The following is a 21,315-nucleotide window of genomic DNA, read 5'->3' as shown; positions in this document are numbered from 1 at the left end:
CCGGCCTCTATGACATGATGAATGTCTTAGGTTTTAGATAAAAAGACAACCTATACGACATAGACAACTGACTTATACTTCTTCCCAACAATCGCGATAACTTTGCATAGCAAATAACCTTCTAACTCAAGTTAACCTCTTCCGTCCTATTCGTCCCATTTGTCCCATGTGTCCTATGCGTCCCATTCGAAAAAGGAATGACCTATATCATTCGATAAAACCATGCTTTCTTAACTTTCGTATTTACAGAATTATATTTCTGCGTTTTATCCATGATAAAATTTATAGGAACATAATAAAATCCCTTTAGCTATATATGGCTCTCTCTATGTCAGAAGTTATTAAAACAGGACGGAACAATCTGGGTGACAGGAACAAGCCATGTAATATATTCGGTAGGTTTTGCAATGCAACAATTAGGTATGAAGATCTTAAATGATATTACATCGGAGAAAACCAATCCACCACCTAACCTTTCATGCAGATATTTTACACATTCCACAGAAACAATCATCTGGGCAGGAAAAAACGAAAAGACAAAACATCGGTTTAATTATGATGAAATAAAACAACTTAACCACGGTAAACAGATGAAAACGGTCTGGACAATTCCTGCTCCTAATGGTAACGAGAAAGAATTTGGTAAGCATCCAACACAAAAACCGATACAACTTTTGGATAGAATTGTCCTGTCGTGCACATTAGAAGGTGATTGGGTCTTCGACCCTTTTTCTGGAAGCTCTACTACAGGTATATCTTGTTTTAAGCTCAACCGATATTTTGTAGGATGTGAAATAAAAAAGGAATTTATCCAGTTATCCCTTAAACGCCTTGATGCATTTATCGATTATAAAAAGTCAAATCTTGAGCTTTTTGAGGTATATCTTCATGAAAAAAGGTGGTAAAGGAGGAGGACATACCTTAACTTAATTCAAAACCAATATACCATCCGTTTTGTTTATCTACTGCGAAAATATACCATTCTTTTCTAAAATTCCCCTGATTATCTTTGATTGATTCAGAAGTTGGGCAAGGGCTCCATCCCCCGCATTAACTTGATTCTCACAATCACTATATCCACATAACACATTTAAGTATCCACACGGCCCATTGCTATATACACTATCCAATTGCTCGACTATTTGGTCTACCATTCGCTCAAATTCCGAACTCTGGCGAATATCCTGCTCAAACAAACGATTTATGCCTTTCTCTCTCAAATCAATGCTAACCTCGCAAAAATGTGGCAAACCCTCTAACTCCTTTCCTGTGTAATCCGCCAAAATGTGTATATCCCACAATATCGTGAGTAGCCCCGCAGATTCATTTCTCGGCAGACCCGTAATTTGCATACACTTTTCAATCAACTCTCTATTAGCCTCGTTCCGCTTATCTTTTATAAATTTCAACGCATCCTTCACCTTCTCCTTTTTCTCCTTCTCCATTTGATTTTTATCGAGATTTCCTTCTTTCTTAATATCCTCCGAAATCTCTTTATTTAATGCCTCAATCAACGGTTCAAATTTTTCTATATCCTGATTAAATCCCCAGTGAAATAAATAGCGGTGCTTCTTACCCCCGCCAAAACTAACCCCATATTTCTCCTTTAAGTCCTTAATAAACTCACTATTTCCCCCTTCTTGGTCAATAATATCGTTTAACTTCTTGAACAAAGGCTCTAAGGGGTTATTTGGGGCTCTCTCTATGCCCAGAACCGCATAATAATCCAACTTATGTCTTTCATAACTATCCCGAGCATATAGATTTGAACCTAGAACAGAAAGAAAGAGAAGCAAAAAAACAATTAATTTCAATCCCTTTCGAATAAACATATCTTATTACTCCTATGTCCAAAAATTACCTTAACCGCTTTGGCAATTGACCTGGTTTCCATGAATTAACTATTTTCTCTGCTTCTTGAACCTGCTCTTTGGTTATTCCAAAAAACAAACCATTTAAACAATCTCTTCCACTTTTGGCTATTTTATATACATCATTATTAGATTCTTGTTCCGCTATTTTCATTGCTAAGGTATAGTATACATAAGCCCAAACATAATCCTTCGGGACTCCCTTGCCATTGTAATACATCAACCCAAGAAAAAACATTGCCGTTGCATCCCCATTCTCTGCCGCCTTCCCATACCACTCCCGTGCCTTACCATAATCCTTCGCTACTCCCTCACCATTGTAATACATCACCCCAAGATTAAACATTGCCTCTGCATCCCCATTCTTCGCCTTCTCATACCACTCCCGTGCCTTTGTCTCGTCACCTCTTTCTTCAGATGAACAAAAATTCTGAAGTAAAAACATGCACCACATAAAGAGAAAAAGAGTTAACAATCTCATTAAGGAATTTTTTCTACTATCTAATCGCATTATGACTCTCCTTCTTTTCTTTTTTAATTTTTCTATATCTTTATACGAAAATTAACTATCTCACATTTTAAAAAAATAAGCTATCTTTTTCAAACTCTTTTTTTCTTATTTCGGATTCAATAAAGAGACGCTTCTCTAATCAATCCCAGAACATAAAATTTATATATTTTATGTCCTGCAATTTTCCCACTTATTGCATCTTTTGTAAGTTGCTGTTATTGTTAAAGACCTTTTACTCAGCCTATCGAAACAGGGTAAGTTTAACAGAACAAAGGTGGATTATTATCTATTCAGGATTCCTATTTATTGTCTTTTTAGCATAGGACTGGGCGTAATTATAGATGTCTTTGATAGGTACATTGTGTTTTTGGGCGAGGGAGTAGCAGTCTTCGAATTCAGGGCTGATTTGATAGACATGTTCTCCAATATATCCGATTTTGGTTTTTACGGTGCCCCAGGGAGTATTCACAGTTATCCATTTCCTGTCCAGGATTACTCGTTTTTCCGTTCGATAGCGAATGCCTAATGTCGTTGTGTTTTTGAATAATATTTCCTGTATGGATAATATCCGTTCGGGTTCGCAGAGTGCCGTTATAATATAAGCGGGTCTGCCTTTTTTTGCGATAATCGGTGTAATGAATGCATCGCGTGCCCCTGCATTGAGCAGTTCGCTGACAATCGCAGGGAGCAGTTCCCCAGTCATATCGTCAATGTTTGTTTCTATTATCGAAATCTCTTCGATATTGGCTGATGTTTCTTCTTCATATTCGCCAATAAATAGCCGAAAAACATTTGCTTGTCCTTCCATGTCTTTAGTCCCAGCACCGATACCTATTTTTTTGATAGTAAAGGGAGGAACATTTTCCTGGGGTTGGGTAAAACTTCGCAATAGCACAGCACCCGTCGGGGTGGTCAATTCTGTATTGGCTTGACCTATTAATAAGGTGTAGTTTTGTAATAGTAGGGCGGTTGCGGGGGCTGGCACCGGCAAAATCCCGTGAGCACAATTCACCGTTCCACCTCCCACATTCACAGTGGCAACAAACCCTTTTTCTAATTTCTGATACCACCAGCACCAATGAGCACTCACAATATCAATAATGGCGTCTATAGCACCTACTTCGTGGAAATGTATTTTATCAGCCGTAGTTCCATGAACTACCGCTTCTGCCTCTGCTAATTGCCGAAAACTTTCCATAGCCCCTTTTTTTACTGTCTCAGGCAGCGAAGAAACAGTAATGATTTTTTCTATTTCGTTTAGTCCACGATGAGGATGTTGTCCATGATTATCTTCAATTTGCACCTTAAATTGTGTTGCTCGAATTCCCTGTTTTGTTACTTGGTGTTGTTCAATCTTATAACCTGTTATCGGCAGACTTTCTAACGCAGTCTTTAATTCTTCAAAGGAAGTTCCTATGTCCAAAAATGCCCCGATGAACATATCTCCACTAATTCCCGAGGAACAATCAAAGTAGGCTATTTTCATGTGATATATCCTTTATCCTTTCTGGCTAATTATTCTATGATTATCGGACAGTATTCAAAAAAATTTCGTGGTTATTTTAAGGTTGGAGTGGTGAAACGAGTTGATGTATTGTTACCGCACAAGTAGCCGCACCAAAACCGTTGTCGATATTTACTACGGCAAGGCCGGACGCACAGGTATTCAGCATTCCTAACAGGGCGGAAACTCCCTTAAAGTTAGCACCATAACCTATGCTGGTCGGCACGCCAATCACTGGTTTATCAATAAGCCCCGCAACAACACTGGGCAAGGCACCTTCCATACCGGCACAAACAATCACCGCCACAGCAGAACGAATTTTTGGGAGTTGGTCAAATAAGCGATGAATTCCCGCAACACCGACATCATATATCCGTTCTACATGAGAACCATAAGTTTCACAGGTGACGGCACTTTCCTCTGCCACAGGCATATCCCCTGTTCCTGCAGAAACTACGGCGATATACCCTTCACGGTATTGTATAGGTTTCTTAATCACAGTAAAAACACGGGCAATTTCATGATACTTTGCTCTCTTTATTTCTTTTTTGACTATATTAAAAACTTCCTTCTCACATCTTGTAGCAAGGACATTCGTATCCCTTGCCATCATAGACTTGCAAATGCGAATTATCTGGTCTGCGGTCTTCCCCGGGCAGAAAATGGTTTCCGGGAATCCTTTCCGTAAGGGACGATGATGGTCAACTTTCGCATCCTTTAAATCTTCGTATGGAAAATGCTTTATTTTTTCGACAGCATCGTCTATGTTCAACTTTCCCTGTTGAACCCATTCAAGAATTTCTTTGATTTGCTTCGGTTCCATTTTGTTTCCTGTATCCTTTAACTTTATAAAAATACATCCATTTAACGAAATTTAAGAATACCAAATTCCTGCTTCTCGTTGCATAATATATCTTTCTATTTGTATTTATCCATAGTATATGCTATAAATAGTGTAAGAACTTTTGTTCATTTTTGGTGTTTAAACAATTCATCAATAAATTTATTCAGGAGGTATGTCCTATGGATACTTTTTCCCGTAACCAAAAAAAATATGTGGCAAGTATTGCAATATCTATCGTTCTTTTTGCTATGTTATGTTTCTCTTCATTTTCTTTAACGGTAAGCAATGGCCTGGTGAATTATCAGGTATTACAGGCAAATGCGGAAGATAAGAATTTTCCTGTAGAGGTGAGTGGCACCTGTTCCAATGATGGGAAAGTAGAAATGCGTGTTGTAGGGCTGGCATATGAAATAGCCCCGTGGAAAGAGGTCGGAGCTGCTCAGAATAACCAATGGAAAGCAACGCTAACCGATATTCCTTTAGGGGGTCCCTATACAATCGAATTTCAGATAAAAGATACCTCCGGTGAAGTGAAAGAAAGTGCTTCTATCTATGATGTACTGGTTGGTGATGTATGGATTTTAGCAGGTCAATCAAATATGCAAGGGAACGGCAATATGGAAAATGTAACTGAACCCCATCCTTTGGTGCATTTGTATTCCATGGGTTATCAATGGCGTATTGCTAAAGAGCCCCTTCATTTATTGCAAGAATCTCCCGACCCTGTTCATTATACTCGGGTAATGAAATCAGAAGAGGAAAGAGTCCAGAAAATAAAGGAAGGGATAAATGCCAAAAAAGGTGCTGGATTGGGATTACCCTTTGCCATCGAAATGGTAAAAAGGACAGGTAGACCTATAGGCTTAATTGCTTCTGCTCACGGTGGAACATCTATGACACAATGGGACCCTTCCCTTAAAGACCAGGGCGGTGAATCGTTATATGGCTCAATGTATAAACAAGTTCAATCTGCCGGTGGGAAAGTCCGTGGTGTTTTGTGGTATCAGGGAGAATCGGACGCCAGTAAAGACCCCCAACCATTATATAAAGAACGGATGCGGAAATTAGTAGAATCTTTCCGCAAAGATTTTGGTAATCCGCAACTCCCATTTTATTATGTGCAAATCGGTAGATATGTTCTTGAGAATCCTGACGCTACCTATTGGAACAAACTGCAAAATGACCAATTGGAATTGGAAAAGGAATTGGCTCCTGGTGGAATGGTGCCTGCTATAGATTTAAGTATTGATGACCTCATTCATGCAGGGACAGATGGATTACAAATTTTAGGGTATCGGTTAGCAAATCTTGTCGAACGCGATTTGTTTGGTGGAAAGATTTTAGCAGGACCGCGTGTTGAAAAAATAGAGCGATTATCTTCCCCTTATGGACCTCAGGTAAAGGTTACATTCTCCGGTGTTAATGGAAAACTTAAGTCTGACGGGCGTCCTTCCGGTTTCTCAATCAGCACGGCAGAAGATGCCCCAATTTTGCCTTGTATTTATAAGATTACTTTCCTCGAAAATGAACCCAATGCCGTTATATTATGGATAACAAAAATGCCCGAACAAGCGTTCTTATGGTATGGACGGGGCTTTGACCCGTATTGCAATATTGTGGATGAAGCCAACATGGCCGTTCCTGTGTTCGGTCCTATTCCAATACCGTAATGAATTGGATGGCGATTGTTAAAAATATACAAATAAGTTTCAGGTAAAGATGATGAAGATACAAAATATTCTTCTATTGGTATTGATACCTGTTTGTGTCGTTTCTGCTATTTTATTGCTGAGATGGAACGGAAGTGTTTCTCCGGATGAAATAGCAAATGTGAATCCGACAAAAGTAACTTCCTCCAACAGCAATAAAAATAATTTGCCATCGGATTCTTTCTCAGCCTCTGCTGAAGGTAAAGATTCCAATGTAGCCAGCAAAAATAATTCCGATGTGGAAAATGACCCTACCCTGGACTACGACAATATTTCTGAAAATCTCCGTGAAAAATCGGTAGAAAATGCTCTGGAAGACATGATAAAGTCTATATCAAAAAATACAGACAATTCGGCTGACGGGAAAAATAATGCCAAAGACGGTAACCTGAAAGATGGGAACAAGACCGGTGGAGCAGGTTCTTCTCGAAACAATTCTAATAATTCTAATAAAGATAATGATATTGCTTTTGGGATAGGTAAGAATAAAGACAAATCTGATAAAGCACGAAGAAAAGACATGGACAATGAAAGTCAGCAAATTCAGGCTCAAGTAAAATCGCTATTGAATGAAGCAAAACAAGCCTTAGACCAGGGGGATTATGATAAGGCTTCCGAACTTTTGCAAAAAAGTTTAGAGTTAGACCCCAATTCCAGAGATGTCCTACGGTCTATGGCAAATTTGTATAAGAAAACAGGAGACTATCAAAGCGAAGTAGATGTATATAAACGGTGGATGAGCAATAATCCTAATGACCCAACACCGCACTATTTCCTTGCGGATACTTATCGCAGGCAAGGGAATTACGACCTTGCATATCGTGAATTGCAGCAATTTACCCAGATGAATGGAGAGAAGCCCTCTACCTATGCAATGGCTTCTGGTGTATATCGCCAGATGGGGATGAAAGAAGAAGAAGGGCAAGCATTAACAAATTGGGTAAATACAGACCCCAACTCACCCGATGCACGATTAGCTCTCGCTGACTATTACCGTCGGAGTAATGACTATAATTCCGCTATCAATCAGTATCAAACCGCAATACAATTGGCACCGGGAAATATTAGTTCCTATGTAGCTTTAGGTAGTCTGTATAGCCGCATGGGAATGTTAGCCGAAGCAGAGGCACAGTATCAACAGGTCCTTCAACTTCAACCCAACAATACTACAGCCCAGTTATTACTTGCCCAAACCTATCAAAGACAGGGTGATGTAAACAGTGCTTTGCAGATGTATCAATATATCGCACAAAACAGCAAAGAACCATCACAGGTTCGGCAAGCACAACATGCTATTAACCGCATTGAACGACAGATGAATGCAAATCCACCCGTAAAACAGAAATAATGAGTGTCGGATGCATGGGATAAATCTGATGCATCCGACTTATTTTCTCGCTTTACTTCTTACGAAAAACAAAATTTTTACTGAGAATGAAATTGGAAATCAGCCCAGCAAGGATACCCACAAGAGCTGGTAATTGAGGCAAGTTTTCTAATAGAGGGAAGATATATAAAAGGATAAGAACTGTGATGTAGTTTATTACAGCCCCGATAGAGCAAGCACTCATAAAACCTATTAATTGAGGAAACCAATGGCTCCCTACTGCATGGGGAAAGGTAAACCTGCGATTTAATACAAAATTGGAAAGCATGGCTATGATGATGGATATTGCCACAGAAAGACGAACAGGAATTCCCAAAAAAACAAGTATGGTCAGTGCCAGCAGGTTTACTAGGGTGCCCGAAAAACCTATAATAGAAAAATGTAAGAGATAAGTTAGATTTTCATACTTAAAAAAATACAATCTCCGTAGGTGCACCAGATATTTGAACTGCTCTTTAATCGAAAGTTTACTTTTCCCTTTGGCTCGTTGCGAAAAATAAATAGGTATCTCTACTACCTTCTCTATAGGGCATTTCACCAGTAATTCCAATGCAATTTTATACCCTGTGGGATTTAAAGGTGCCGATTTTTCATATATCCTTCTGGGTAGAGCAAAGAAACCACTCATCGGGTCCTTCACAGAGGTCAATGGTCGTGCTAATAATGTGGCTATTTTACTATTTAACCACCGAAACAAACCCCATTCCTCATCCGTTTTCCCACCGGGAACATACCGCGACCCCATAACCATATCAGCACCTGCCTGAATTTGCTCGATTAGCTCCGGTATTTTCTCCGGGGGATGGCTCAAATCGGCATCCATTACCACAAAAATATCCCCCTGCGCTTCGGTAAAACCTTTTAATACAGCCGAACTAAGTCCCTTTTCATCACGACGCACAAAAATACGACACCAGGGATAACCCAACGATTGAACATACTCTTCACTACCGTCCTTACTATTATCATCTACAATAATTAATTCAAGGTTTAAGTTATGGTCCTCTTTAACTTTCTGAATGCGATGAATAAGTTCCGGTAGATTTTCGCATTCTTTATATGTGGGAACAACTATAGATATACTTTGCTTCATGGGTATGGAAATCATTTCTATACTATTTTGAAAGTCTTAAATATTCATTTGAGACTTTTGAACAAATAGAGTTTTTAGGTTTGGATTAAACTGTAAAGTTATTATACTGTTTCTGGAGAGGAAAAATCGCTTTGGGAAAGAATCGCTTTTTTATAACAGACATTAAAGTTGTTTATTATCGATTACTATTCTCTCTTCCTCTTTTTTACCTCCGTATGCGGATTAGGCATTCATACCGCCTGCAAAAAATAAACTACTTATTAATAACCGACACGGAAGTGAGGAATGATTTTGTTATCCCATAATTCGGCTTATACAAACCCACTTCAATACACCTTTGCTCTATCTCTCCCCAAGGTATTATCTGCCATCAGTCCTAAAAATTGTTCTGTTCGTATAGGCTCTTGTTAGGATAACATTGATACTTTCTCTTCCGTCTTATTTTTTACTCTAAACTCTCTTTTTATTACAATAAATAAAATTTTTTATTCAGAAATCTCCATTGGTTAAAAATGATATATATTCAGAAATCGAAAATTAAGAATATTTTAAGTTTGGCTTTTGCTATAACGACTGTGCTTTACTTTACCTATTTACTTATAAAAACAGCCTGGTTGTGTGATGATGCATATATAAGTTATAGGGTTGTAGATAATTTTGTCAACGGATATGGATTAAGATGGAATATTTCAGAACGCGTTCAGGCATATACTCACCCTTTGTGGTTATTTTGGAATATAATTGCATACTCTTTAACCCATGAGGGGTTTTTAACCTGGCATTTTGCAAACATTCTAATTTCAATTATTGTTGTTACCTATCTTATATTCGGAACAGGTTTGAAAATAACAAGTGCAATAATTGCGATTATTGTTGCTTCTTTTTCAAGAGCGTTTGTAGATTTTTCGACATCAGGGTTAGAAAATCCTTTATCTCACTTGTTATTGCTTTTATTTGTTGGTTATTTTTTTAGAGTTGTTGATAAGGGAGAAATGAGAAATAGAGATGTACTTATTTTAAGTCTTATATCTTGCTTGGGGGGATTAAATAGAATTGATTGTTTATTATTTTACTTCCCTATGCTATTTTATATCTGGTATCTATCTGGATTTTGCTTCAAGGCTATTTTTTATATATGCGTTGGATACTTACCTTTGGTAGGGTGGGAAATTTTTTCTATTGTCTACTATGGTTTCCCTTTTCCCAATACAGCCTACGCAAAACTTAGTGCAGGAATTCCAAAAATAGAATTTATAAAGCAAGGCTTGTGGTATTACTTGTATTCCATACATAAAGACCTGATTACTTTGGTGGTAATCGCATTAGGCATTTTAGTCTCTGTGCCTAATCTGAAGAAGCAGTATAGAAAGAATGTTTTTCCTATGCTTACTCTATCAGCAGGGGTTGTGTTGTATTGCCTTTATATTTTGTGGATAGGCGGATGTTTTATGGGAGGTAGATTTTTTACGCTTCCTTTTCTATTGTCTATTGTTATTATAATGAGATTTTTTGATACTTATAATCTTTACTTAAAAAAGATATTTATTGCTCTCTTATTAATAATGATTAGCATAAGCCAACCTGAATTACCCCTTTTTACGGGTTCAAATTACGGTAGTAACTTAAAAAATTTCAAACTTACCCACGGAGTAGGCAACGAAAGAGAGTTCTATTTCTAAGGAACAGCATTACAAAACTATGGGAGAATAGAGAAAAGAATGCCTTGTTACAGTTGGGCTGAACGAGGTTGGAAATTAAGAGAGGAGAATAAAAATAGCAAAAAGACTTATGTTTATGGGGCAATCGGTGCAACGGGATTTCTTGCCGGGCCTAATGCTCATATTATTGATTACTTCGGTTTAGCAGAACCTCTTTTGGCAAGGCTACCGTGCACAGGGAAATGGAGGATAGGACATTTTCGTAAAGAAGTTCCCAAAGGTTATGAGGAAACAATAAATACAGGTATTAATATGATACAAGATAAGGATTTAGCAGAATATTACGAGAAATTACATCTCTTAATCTCAGGGCCTATATTTTCAATTGAAAGGCTAAAGACTATAATTCAATTTAATTTAGGATGTTTCGACTATCTAATTAAAAAGCCACATAAACAGCCCCAAAATATAAATTAGAATTACCATAGAACTTAGGGTAACAGATTTGAGGCCTTTGAATAAATAGAGTTTTTAGGTTTGGATTAAACTGTAAAGTTATTATACTGTTTCTGGAGAGGAAAAATCGCTTTGGGAAAGAATCGCTTTTTTATAACAGACATTAAAGTTGTTTATTAGGGATATGTTTATATAGGTATGGATTTCGTAGCACTAAATAAAAGATGTTATCTTTCTCTATTTTTCCTTGCAACCCATCTATCTATGGAGGTGTTACGGTAACAAGGTCACGGATTTTTTCAAACCGTTTAGGCCCTATACCTGATACTTGCATCAATTCTTCAACACTCTGAAAAGGTTGATTTTCGCGATAGGAGATAATGGATTTTGCCAGAACAGGACCAATACCCGGCAATGTTTCTAACTCTTGTTGGCTTGCATGATTGATGTCAATCAAGCCACCAGTATTTGTCCCCTTTGAATTTTCTTTACGAGTAGAAGCAGGAATTGGCACGGGTGAAGCAGAAGCAGTTTGCGTCGTATTTGTATTGTTTGCATTGGCAATATAAGCATTCCCTGCAGATAGGATAGAAGGCACTGGTTGCGAAGAACCACGAGCGGAAAGTCGTTGCCCGTTAAATTCAACTTTTTGCTTTTCCGGTATAACAACTGTGGTGCCATCCATTAATATTGCTGCAATATTCATATATCGCAGTTCCGCATTATCTAAAGGTCCGCCAGCCTTATCTATCAATTCCTGTAATCGGGTCCCTTCTTCAAGCCAATACAAACCCGGCTTTTGTATTGCCCCTTGAATACCCACAGCAATCATGTGAGGCTTATCCTGTGTTTGCGGAGATACGGTATTTGTATCTGGTGTTACATCTTTCAAACTATCTTCCAATCGAACATTAACAGGAATCCCTTTCCCTTTCTCTTCTGTTTCATTCTTTTCTTCAGCGGGGATATTCGACTTGCTTGCCGATGGAACTATTTTTGTTTGAATAACAGCATTATCCGCTTGAGATATATCTCTTGTTCGATGTTCAAAATAATATAAACTTGCCCCGCTACATACCGCAATCAAAGCAACAATCCCTACAAAAACATACCTTCCATAATACCACTCTTTATCACTTAAAACTACCCGCATATATACTGTCCCTTATCAAAAACATCAACAAACACTTTTTATAAAACTATATGTTTTCGAAAAATCAACTAAACTCTCAAAAATTCTTTTTATAGGATTTAAACCTTTTACCTCGTAATTATAAATCAAATCCTGTGTTAAATCTTCAAGAAGGCTAATCAAAAACAACGCAAATCGTGTCTCTTCACACGGACTATTTTTAATAAAGATATTATAAAGTATCTCTCGATACCTTAGAAAGTTATTTTTATGTTATGAAATATTTCTTATTGTAAGGTGACATTAACAACGAGGATTTGTAGTGTTTTAATTGGACCAAAGATGCCGGATTTTGTATGTCCTTCAAATACATGGGCACTGGGATGACCGATTGCAAAATGTGGTCCTAATGTGTTGTATACGCGAATTCGGACATCATTGGTAGGTTGGGTTAATGCAGAGGTAATATCAAACAGATACGGATGCCAGATACATGTTCTGCAGGATATTCCGTTAACAAAAACTTCCGCTGTCCCACGAACACGCCCCAAACTAAGATATACTTTTCGGTTAGGCTCTGCGGGTGGTTCAACGGTTAACCGATACTCCATACCTCCGCTATAATGCAAAAATCCCAATTCATCCCATGAACCTAATGGGATATTCCCTTCACCCATCTCGTAGGTAATCGGTTCTAAAATAGCCGCACCTTTCTCAAAACCTCGTTTTGTCTCAATACGCAAGCAGGCAACTCTGTGCGGGGATTCAGGTTCAGGTAAAACTATCTTATAAAGTGGACCGTTTCCTTCTACGGAAAGAGGTGTCCCGTTAATCCAGCATTCTAACTTGCCGACACATTTCAAATTCATAGATTTCGCTCCCGGTGGAAGCAGAAAACGGAACCGATATGGAACAGGCAAATCTGTAGATGGGAAAAAAATCAATTTGTTGAATGGTTCCGGTGGCTCGGCCTGGTCCTGTAACCAACCTGCTAATGGCAAAGGATGTGGGCGTTGCTTGATTAAAAGCAATGCAGGGTCACCCATATACCCATGTGCCGGTTGAGGTAATAATTTTACAGGAACCGCCTGTCCATCCATCACAGGCTCTGGGATACATTTGAAATTAGCATCCGAAACAATAACAACTTCTTTCCCATCTACCAGTTGAATATCCGAGTCTAACAAAAGTCCCGTTTGGTCTTCCATATCACGAGCGATTATTTCTATACAATTTTCACCTACTTTCAAATAGGGTTTGATGTCATATTGTTCCGCACGACTTGTAAAATATGGGTCAAAATTTCCCTGGTCTGAAATTTTTTGCCCATTTATATAAATTTGGTGTATATCGCCTAAAGCCACAACCATTTTAGCAGAAGCAAGTTCTACTGGAATGTCAAAGACCCGCACAAATTTTGTTTTACCGGTAGGGCTGGGTGTATTACTCCATATCCATTCTGGCGTAGGAATGTCCTCACTTTCAGGCATAAAATGGACATATAGCCTCAACCGACCCTCTACAATACTCTCAACAAAAACATCTACAACATTAACCCCATAAGACAATTGGACTTTCCCCTTGAATACTCGTTCATCCCCACTACCTTCACCTGCAACAGGAATTTTGTTCAAGAACACCTTCTTTTTAGCAGTAGCACCGACACGCAAGATAGCATTTAGCCGCTGGTCTGCCGGAATACCTTCAGGGGGTAATTCTACAAAGCACTGGATATGGAATACCTTCCCTTTGACAACTCTTCCCAAATCAATAAATTCTTCCGGAATTCGCCCCTTCCCACCTAAAGCACTGGAAAACACTGGGTCTTCATTGATACCCAATTTAAGGGAATATTCACAATTTTTCCATTCTCCATCAAGGTCTAAAACTTGTTGCAGAGAATCTAAATTTGTATTTTCAGGCAAAGATAAAGGTCCTTTCCATCGTGCCCGTGGACCGAATGAAGCCAGCATCATCTCCCATGCAGAATCGTCGTAGTCTGGATTTAACCAGTCTGTATTATTATCCCGTTCTTCCTGTCCTTTAAACGCCCGTGTCTCTACAGGGATAGGTCCCGGGAATGGAGGATAAGCAAAACTACCATCTTTATTATCGCATGTAGGAATTAACTGAAAGGCAAACGGTCCTTCGTATATCTTTTCCAAAGTAGGTGGCACTTCAACTGAGGTATTCCATTCCTGCGTTCCTTTACGGACATGGATGGTTTGGGTCACCGATTGACTATTGAGTTGATTAAAGAAAGGCATGGCACTTAATTGAATTTGTCCTTGTTCCTCTTTGCAGGACAAAATTTTCAGGTCCGACTTTATTTCATCCATATCCTGGTCGGATTTTTTACGAACACTAATAAGAGGTGCCGCTGTCCGAGACAAATCCACGGCAACTTTTGTCTTACCGTTCTCAATAGAATAATTCCAGAGTGTTTCTACACTCCCTGTAATAGCATTCCAGAACTCCGGAATACCTTCCTGATTTAATGTTAATTGCAGCACTTCACATTTTGCCGAGGGTGTTTCATACAAAGCACGCTTGTTTATATCGAACCGTGCCCGCGAAGTTGCTGGTGTCCCTTCATCGGACATTATAAAGTAAAACGGTTTATTCTCCACATTCCGTTCTAAAACAGGCACAGATTCAGCGGTAGATGTATATGAATTTGTGCGTAACTGCAATGCCCATGCATCCAAATCGGAGATGGCCTGTCCTTTCTCACGAAGGTTTATTAATGCATTCCGTTGTTCATCAGTCAATTGAATTACATCCGATATTTGTTCCGGCACAAGCCCATAGACATAAATTTTACCCCCAAGATTTGCATATTGCGACAATTTCTCCACAGAAGTCGAACGCAAAAATTGACAGGAAGGAAGAATAAAAATTTTGAAATTAAGTTCATGTATCTTTACACCTTCCGTAGAAACTTCCGTTTTTTCTAAAGAATCTTCATCCATAATAATATAATCAATATGATGTTTCCTTAAGAAACTCTGAACATTCCAATAGGTATCGGCAACTTGCTTGGCTGTGGGTAAGTCCAATCGGTAACCAATATAAGCATGGGTTGTTGTTGATGGATGAATAACGGCGACTTCTACTTTGTGGTTGCCTCGAGATAGGAGCCAGCATAGACGCGCGTTATAATCCGCCAATGTTTTGTAATGCACAAAATACGGCTGTCTCCAGCCCGTATCCGGTGGAGCCCACTCCCAATAGGAGCCATGGATGGAATAATAAATGGCATGGGGGTCAAACAAAGTGGCTCCATTCAGTAACCAAGGATGGAATAAAATCGCAATTTCTTCCAAAGTTTGTCCCCAACCACTGGAATGGAAAACCTCCGCCCAAACTCGTGGTCTCTTATAAAGGTCAGCAATGGACTGATGTGGTTTACAATCACCGTTCATATCATCACCGGGAACGGAAAAATGCCGCATCGTCTTAAAGTAATCTACATAATACGACTCTCCACGGAATGGGTCTCCATTTCTAACCGTCTGGTCATAACCGCAGAGCATACCGTATTTCTCATGCCATTGATGCAGCGGTATAAAAAAGGCTTCTTCTGCCAATGAGGCAGCAACATCGGCAGCATCACATCGAACTTTTACAGTATTCGGTGTGGTTTCACTACCAAAACGGTCTGTTACATCCTCAAACAAGGCAGGTAAATAATCCCGTATGTCATAACCTTTCCGTTTCTTGAATTCCTCCATAAATAAATACGAGAAACGCGGTGTCGGTGGAAATTCATCTTGAAAAGAACCCGCTATTGTTTTGCCCAATTCTTCCGGAAAACGCCGCTCAATCTCACCATGAAGTATATCCAGTAACGCATGGCATGCCGCAGGATTATGATAATCAAAACCAGCAGGCACTGTATAGAAAAGTTCCAACTGATAACTTCCCTCTGGTATATCTACTGTAAAATTGCGTTCCGATATATTTATCGGAATTCGACTGACACGAACGACAGGTTTCCCGAGTGCATGTAAAGCCTTCCCACCATTCATATTGTTTACTTTATCCCACGGCGAACAGCCTAACGGACCTATAACAACGGCGGACTTCCAGTTATCATCATTAAAATCTACATTTAGCCAGTTTGGTATTTCCTCTAATGCAATACGACATTGATTATCACTTAAAAGAACTTTTTCCCCTATCCGTAATGAGAAAATCAAGCCACCCGGTCCACCCAAATTTGTCCCATGAACAGCCATTACATTTTTCCCTGTTTGCAAATAGGGAAGCACATCAAAAACCTCCGCCGTTTCCCATCCATCGGTATCATATACCAATTCGTTACCAATTCGTTTCCCGTTAATATAAAGTTCATAACCATTATCGCAAGAAATGGTCACAATGGCTTTTGGAGGTAGTTCCGTTAGTTCAAATGTTCTACGGAAAAACACATGCGGTGTGTTCTCTGTGTTTTTACTTCCCCAAATCCATTCGGGTGTGGTATCAGAAGAATCTGTTTCTTCAACCAACTTTTCGGAACGGAAAAGAGCCAATGGATTTCCTTCCGCAGGTGTTTCTAGGGTCACAGTACCGGGTCCTGTTACCTCTTTTACAAATCGTTTAAGGTCAATCCCCCGATACGGCGGATTATCACGAACAACGCGTGCCTGTAAGCCCGCTCCTGAAAAACCCAACTGGTCATAGAACCAAATCCGCACTCCAACCTGTTTGGCTACCTGAAGCGTATATGCAAATAAATCCCACCATTCATCTGTCAAAAATAACGGGTCATCGGGAGCACTACCATATAACGGTCCTGATGGAGCTAGATTTAGAATAATGGCATTATGAATGCCTCCCTTAACCAATTCTTGCAATTGCCATGTAATTCCCTCTTTCGTAACCTTCCCTCCACTCCACCACCATATAGGCACCGGTGAGAAATCGGGTTTGGCTTCAGCAAATTCCTTATATATCCATTCCTGCCCATCTGAAAAAACAGAACCGTTTACCAGAATTAGGAAAAAGACAATGGATAAAGAAAATATCGAAAAAAATTGCTTCATACCTTATTTCCTTATTTGAAAGTTTTGAATTATTACGAATGTTTATAATAACAAAGCAAGGTCTTCTTATCAAGAAAAGAGCTATGGAAGATATACGATTTGTTAATTAGAATTTTATCGAAATCAAATAGGACTATTACGGGATTATGGAATAGGAAGAAGCCATGTAGCAGAATATACTTCCTCTGCAGGACCTTCTTGATATACATAATCATCCTCTGCCCATTCAATAGTAAGCGAACCATGGACAAGATGCACATTTACCTTTCGGTCGGTGCGATTGGTTATCATTGAAGCAAGGGCTGCGGCACAAGAACCACTACCACTTGCCATAGTAATTCCACTACCTCGTTCCCAGATACGCATGACAATATTGGAACGGTCAATAAGGGAAACAAATTCAACATTTGTCCTTTGAGGAAACAGATAATGATTTTCAATCTTCGGTCCTAACTCTGCAACAGGTGCTTCTGTTGCGTCCGGAACAAATATAACGGCATGCGGATTGCCAATATTAACCGCTGTAATATTAATGACTTCCCCTTCTACATCAATAGGCTCTTCAATAACCTGTCCTGACGCACCTACCATAGGTATTCGGGAACGCTCAAAACTCGGCTTGCCCATACGCGAACGAACAGATTTTACCTTGCCATTTTCTACATTCAAAACAACACGATTGGGACCAGCTAAGGTTTCAATAACAAAATCCGTCTTATGTGTCAGTCCCCGTTCATAAACATATTTTGCAAAACAACGAATACCATTCCCGCAGGTCTCCGCCTCACTACCATCTGCATTAAAGATACGCATCTTAAAATCGGCTACCTCAGAAGCAAGGATAAGAATTATCCCGTCCGCACCTGCCCCTAAATGACGATGGCTCATTCGCCGCGATAATTCCGGGATATTCTCTGTAGGTAAACCACCTCGTGCATCAATATACAAATAATCATTCCCCAATCCATGCATCTTTGTAAAAACAAGTTGATTCATTTTCGATTATCCTTTTACATTTTTTTATCTATTCAAGTAGAATCAACCAATAAAACAACGCAAATATTATAGAACTTTCTACAATTGTTAGCAACAATAAAAAAGAAAAGTGTTGAGTATATTCCATCGTTGTTCAAACCATTTAGGACACTTGATTCTTCATACCCCAAAACATATCTTTTTATTTCAAAAAGGCTTTCTATTAAATCTATTTAAGCAACATACTTTCTAAATTTTTTTCTTAATCGCATACTCTACAAATTTTTGTATCATCTGTTCGTAACTGATACCCGCACATTTTGCTTCTTGTGGGTATAACGATGTAGGTGTTAACCCCGGAATAGGATTTATTTCTATCCAGACGGGTCCTTCCTCGTCAATAATAAAATCGCTTCGACTCCATGTAGAACAGCCTATTGCTTGATGTGCTTGCAAAGCCATTTCTTGAACCTTTTGAGTTTGTTTCGGGTCAATAGGTGCCGGGGTAATTTCCTCAGTCGCACCCGGCGTATACTTCGCCGTATAGTCAAAGAACGAACTCGTTTTAGGGCAAATCTCTGTAACGGGCAAAGCACGTGGAGGGACTCCTTCTTCACAATCCCACACCCCACATGTAACCTCACGCCCCTTTATAAACTTTTCCACCAGCACTTCATTATCCCACTCTAAAGCCTGCTCAACCCCTTCAAGAAAAGATTTAGCATCTTCGGCTATTGTAACCCCTACACTGGAACCCTGAGATGACGGCTTCACAATCACAGGAAAGCCCAATTCATTCTCCACACGAAAAGCAGAATCGGAACGGTCCCATATCCAGGTATCCTGACGAAAAACAATATGGTCAGCCACACGAATACCTGCAATCTTTGCGACCGCTTTTGAACGCACTTTATTCATCGCAAGAGCACATGCAGCACAGTCAGAGCCTGTATACGGGATATGGAGCCAATCCAGCAACCCTTGAATGCGTCCATCTTCACCAAAAGCACCATGAAGTGCATTAAAAACCACCTGTATTCCTATTCGTTTCAGTTCCACAAGGGCTTCTTCCGTTTTCAATATCTTTTTCTCTGGAAATTCCCAATTGAAATTGCGATGAATAATAATAGGAATAGGCACATATTCCGTTGTGCTCAAAGCACGCACTACACCTTCCCCCGACAAAAGCGATATTTCATGCTCCGAACTAATCCCTCCCATCAACACACCTACCCGTATCGGATTAAAAGAATTTTTTGTTTTCATAACATATTTTCCTAAGACAAAAGAGAGGATGAATTTTTAATTAAAGGGATACGATTATGAGATAGATTTTATCACTTGCTTTGCCAATATCTCAATATCGTCCTATTTTGGGTATAAACCCTCCGTATAAAAAATTTTATTTTTTAATTTATGAACTATATTTAAAATTAAAGCAATATAATATTATGAGTAAAGAAAAGGAGAGTAGAAATGGAAAAATTAATGAGGACTATTGGGAGTGTGTTAATTTTAATTATTCTCATATAGGGATATTCTCAAGCGGAGGGTATACCCATTTTTAATGTCGAACAATTGCAGAAGATTGGAAGAGACCTTGATTATCCAATAAATGGCAACTATTACCTAGCTAATGATATTGATGCTACAGAAACTCAATATTGGAATAAGGGTGAAGGTTTTCGTCCTATCGGTAGTCGGGATAAACAATTATTTGAGGGTATGACAGGCTGGGTTCGGAAACAATTTTAATCCTATTTCTAAAAATTTGAAGGGACTTTCTATGGTAAAGAACCTAAGATTTCGGGTTTACATATTGTTCCTAAAAAAGAAGCAGTGTTTATAAGTCTTTTTGCGTGGATAGGGGAAAAAGAAACCGACAAACAGCAGTATAAATCGATAGATACAATTAACGGATTACCTATGGGACACAAGTAATCATATAAATCTTTTAAAATCTCTTATAGGTGTGTATATTATGATTTAATTAAAAAGGGAAATATATTGTGAAAAAAAGATTGACAGGATAAAAAATTTTTATTATAATGGATTTGAATATATTTAGTGAGAAGAGTGGTAATAAGAAAAGTAAAATTAAAAATATAGGAAGGGGTTGTATGAAGACGAAGAAAACAGGCTTTACGCTCATTGAGTTGCTCGTCGTTATTGCTATCATTGGTATTTTAGCGGCTATTTTATTACCTGCTTTAGCCCGAGCCCGAGAAGCAACTCGTCGTTCTTCTTGTCAAAATAACCTAAAACAGATGGGTTTGGTATTTAAGATGTATGCAAACGAAGCCCCGGCTGGAAAATTTCCGCGAATACAAATGCGTGATTATCCCGGCACAAATATACGGGCTCAATTTGCCTTATCACCGGACATTATGTCTATTTATCCAGATTATATGAATGACGCAAAGATATTGGTTTGTCCTTCGGACCCGGACAATAAAATTTTCTTCCATGGCGAATGTATTTTCGATGACCCCACAGGAGAATATTTTATGGCAAAATATCCAGATGCATCCTGGATTGTTGTATATTGGCCATTTTGTCAGGCGGCACATAGCTATTCCTATTTTGGTTGGGTATATGATAAGTTTGATGAAGACCCGACAGACCCCGATTTATCACTCATTGCAGGGTCTTTAGGAATAAATCTTCCTCCCGGCACGAAGGCACCCCGACAGATTTTTGAACATTGGCTGGAAAAATTAGTGGAATGGTTCGTCTTTGGAAATCAAACTTACGCCTCTGGAAAACCCGATGATGATGGGACAGTAAGCCCGGGCTATGGGAATGCAGGGGGAACTACTATATATCGTCTTCGTGAAGGAATTGAGCGATTTTTAATCACCGATATAAATAACCCTTCTACAGCGGCAAAAGCACAAAGTTCCATATTTGTCATGTTAGATAATTTCAGCACTTTTGTTCAGGAATTCAGTCATATTCCCGGTGGCTCCAATGTTCTGTTTATGGATGGGCATGTCCAGTTTATGCGTTATCCATCCGAGCCACCTATGGTTCCACGAATAGCAGCAATTTCAGGTTTGATATTAAATGTTATGGCTTCACAACAAAACTAACCCCTGTCTTATATCTATAAAAAAGATTACTAAAT

At 39.0% G+C, this 21,315-nt stretch carries 17 protein-coding genes; 8 read left to right on the top strand and 9 right to left on the bottom strand.

Features of this window, described 5'->3' with window-relative positions; translation table 11 throughout:
* Nucleotides 1-314: 314 nt before the first annotated feature.
* Nucleotides 315-905, top strand: a complete 591-nt coding sequence (locus tag PLA12_00420; protein ID HOQ30954.1) for a site-specific DNA-methyltransferase — start codon at nt 315-317, stop codon at nt 903-905.
* Nucleotides 906-962: 57 nt separating this feature from the next.
* Here PLA12_00420 and PLA12_00415 read toward each other — a convergent pair whose 3' ends face one another.
* From PLA12_00415 to larB, 4 genes are all read right to left on the bottom strand, one after another.
* Nucleotides 963-1,832: a hypothetical protein gene (locus PLA12_00415; GenBank protein ID HOQ30953.1), complete on the bottom strand. Its 870-nt coding sequence runs from the start codon at nt 1,830-1,832 to the stop codon at nt 963-965.
* Between the two features lie 25 nt (nt 1,833-1,857).
* The gene (locus PLA12_00410; GenBank protein ID HOQ30952.1) at nt 1,858-2,382 is read right to left on the bottom strand and encodes a tetratricopeptide repeat protein; all 525 of its coding nucleotides are present in this window, start codon (nt 2,380-2,382) and stop codon (nt 1,858-1,860) included.
* A 286-nt stretch (nt 2,383-2,668) separates the two neighbouring features.
* Nucleotides 2,669-3,868, bottom strand: a complete 1,200-nt coding sequence (gene larC, locus PLA12_00405) for a nickel pincer cofactor biosynthesis protein LarC (protein HOQ30951.1) — start codon at nt 3,866-3,868, stop codon at nt 2,669-2,671.
* Nucleotides 3,869-3,944: 76 nt separating this feature from the next.
* Nucleotides 3,945-4,709 (bottom strand): nickel pincer cofactor biosynthesis protein LarB, encoded by a 765-nt coding sequence (gene larB / locus PLA12_00400; GenBank protein ID HOQ30950.1) that lies wholly within the window; start codon nt 4,707-4,709, stop codon nt 3,945-3,947.
* Nucleotides 4,710-4,909: 200 nt separating this feature from the next.
* On the opposite strand from larB, the gene PLA12_00395 reads away from it, so the two are divergent.
* Both PLA12_00395 and PLA12_00390 read left to right on the top strand, forming a co-directional pair.
* A complete protein-coding gene (locus PLA12_00395; GenBank protein HOQ30949.1) occupies nt 4,910-6,400 on the top strand; it encodes a sialate O-acetylesterase in 1,491 nt (496 codons plus the stop codon).
* A gap of 52 nt (nt 6,401-6,452) precedes the next feature.
* Nucleotides 6,453-7,787 (top strand): tetratricopeptide repeat protein, encoded by a 1,335-nt coding sequence (locus PLA12_00390; protein ID HOQ30948.1) that lies wholly within the window; start codon nt 6,453-6,455, stop codon nt 7,785-7,787.
* A gap of 52 nt (nt 7,788-7,839) precedes the next feature.
* On the opposite strand, the gene PLA12_00385 is transcribed toward PLA12_00390, so the two are convergent.
* Nucleotides 7,840-8,919: a glycosyltransferase family 2 protein gene (locus PLA12_00385; GenBank protein ID HOQ30947.1), complete on the bottom strand. Its 1,080-nt coding sequence runs from the start codon at nt 8,917-8,919 to the stop codon at nt 7,840-7,842.
* Nucleotides 8,920-9,204: 285 nt separating this feature from the next.
* On the opposite strand from PLA12_00385, the gene PLA12_00380 reads away from it, so the two are divergent.
* The 3 genes from PLA12_00380 (at nt 9,205) to PLA12_00370 (ending at nt 11,054) form a co-directional block, all read left to right on the top strand.
* Nucleotides 9,205-9,330 carry a hypothetical protein gene (locus tag PLA12_00380; protein ID HOQ30946.1) on the top strand — a complete coding sequence of 42 codons (126 nt, stop codon included), beginning with the start codon at nt 9,205-9,207 and terminating at the stop codon, nt 9,328-9,330.
* Between the two features lie 143 nt (nt 9,331-9,473).
* A complete protein-coding gene (locus PLA12_00375; protein ID HOQ30945.1) occupies nt 9,474-10,598 on the top strand; it encodes a hypothetical protein in 1,125 nt (374 codons plus the stop codon).
* 39 nt (nt 10,599-10,637) lie between these two features.
* Nucleotides 10,638-11,054 (top strand): hypothetical protein, encoded by a 417-nt coding sequence (locus tag PLA12_00370; protein HOQ30944.1) that lies wholly within the window; start codon nt 10,638-10,640, stop codon nt 11,052-11,054.
* 241 nt (nt 11,055-11,295) lie between these two features.
* Here PLA12_00370 and PLA12_00365 read toward each other — a convergent pair whose 3' ends face one another.
* From PLA12_00365 to PLA12_00350, 4 genes are all read right to left on the bottom strand, one after another.
* The gene (locus PLA12_00365; protein ID HOQ30943.1) at nt 11,296-12,186 is read right to left on the bottom strand and encodes a helix-hairpin-helix domain-containing protein; all 891 of its coding nucleotides are present in this window, start codon (nt 12,184-12,186) and stop codon (nt 11,296-11,298) included.
* Nucleotides 12,187-12,452: 266 nt separating this feature from the next.
* A complete protein-coding gene (locus tag PLA12_00360; protein HOQ30942.1) occupies nt 12,453-17,213 on the bottom strand; it encodes a hypothetical protein in 4,761 nt (1,586 codons plus the stop codon).
* A gap of 144 nt (nt 17,214-17,357) precedes the next feature.
* Nucleotides 17,358-18,209 (bottom strand): diaminopimelate epimerase, encoded by an 852-nt coding sequence (gene dapF, locus PLA12_00355; protein HOQ30941.1) that lies wholly within the window; start codon nt 18,207-18,209, stop codon nt 17,358-17,360.
* Between the two features lie 228 nt (nt 18,210-18,437).
* The gene (locus PLA12_00350) at nt 18,438-19,454 is read right to left on the bottom strand and encodes a D-alanine--D-alanine ligase (protein HOQ30940.1); all 1,017 of its coding nucleotides are present in this window, start codon (nt 19,452-19,454) and stop codon (nt 18,438-18,440) included.
* A 312-nt stretch (nt 19,455-19,766) separates the two neighbouring features.
* On the opposite strand from PLA12_00350, the gene PLA12_00345 reads away from it, so the two are divergent.
* Complete coding sequence (locus PLA12_00345) at nt 19,767-19,943, top strand: hypothetical protein (GenBank protein HOQ30939.1); 177 nt, start codon at nt 19,767-19,769, stop codon at nt 19,941-19,943.
* Nucleotides 19,944-20,308: 365 nt separating this feature from the next.
* A complete protein-coding gene (locus PLA12_00340) occupies nt 20,309-21,280 on the top strand; it encodes a DUF1559 domain-containing protein (protein HOQ30938.1) in 972 nt (323 codons plus the stop codon).
* Nucleotides 21,281-21,315 lie beyond the last annotated feature (35 nt).

This window comes from Candidatus Hydrogenedens sp. (assembly GCA_035378955.1).
Classification (GTDB): Bacteria; Hydrogenedentota; Hydrogenedentia; order Hydrogenedentales; family Hydrogenedentaceae; genus Hydrogenedens.
This window is presented reverse-complemented; position numbering and strand designations above follow the sequence as displayed.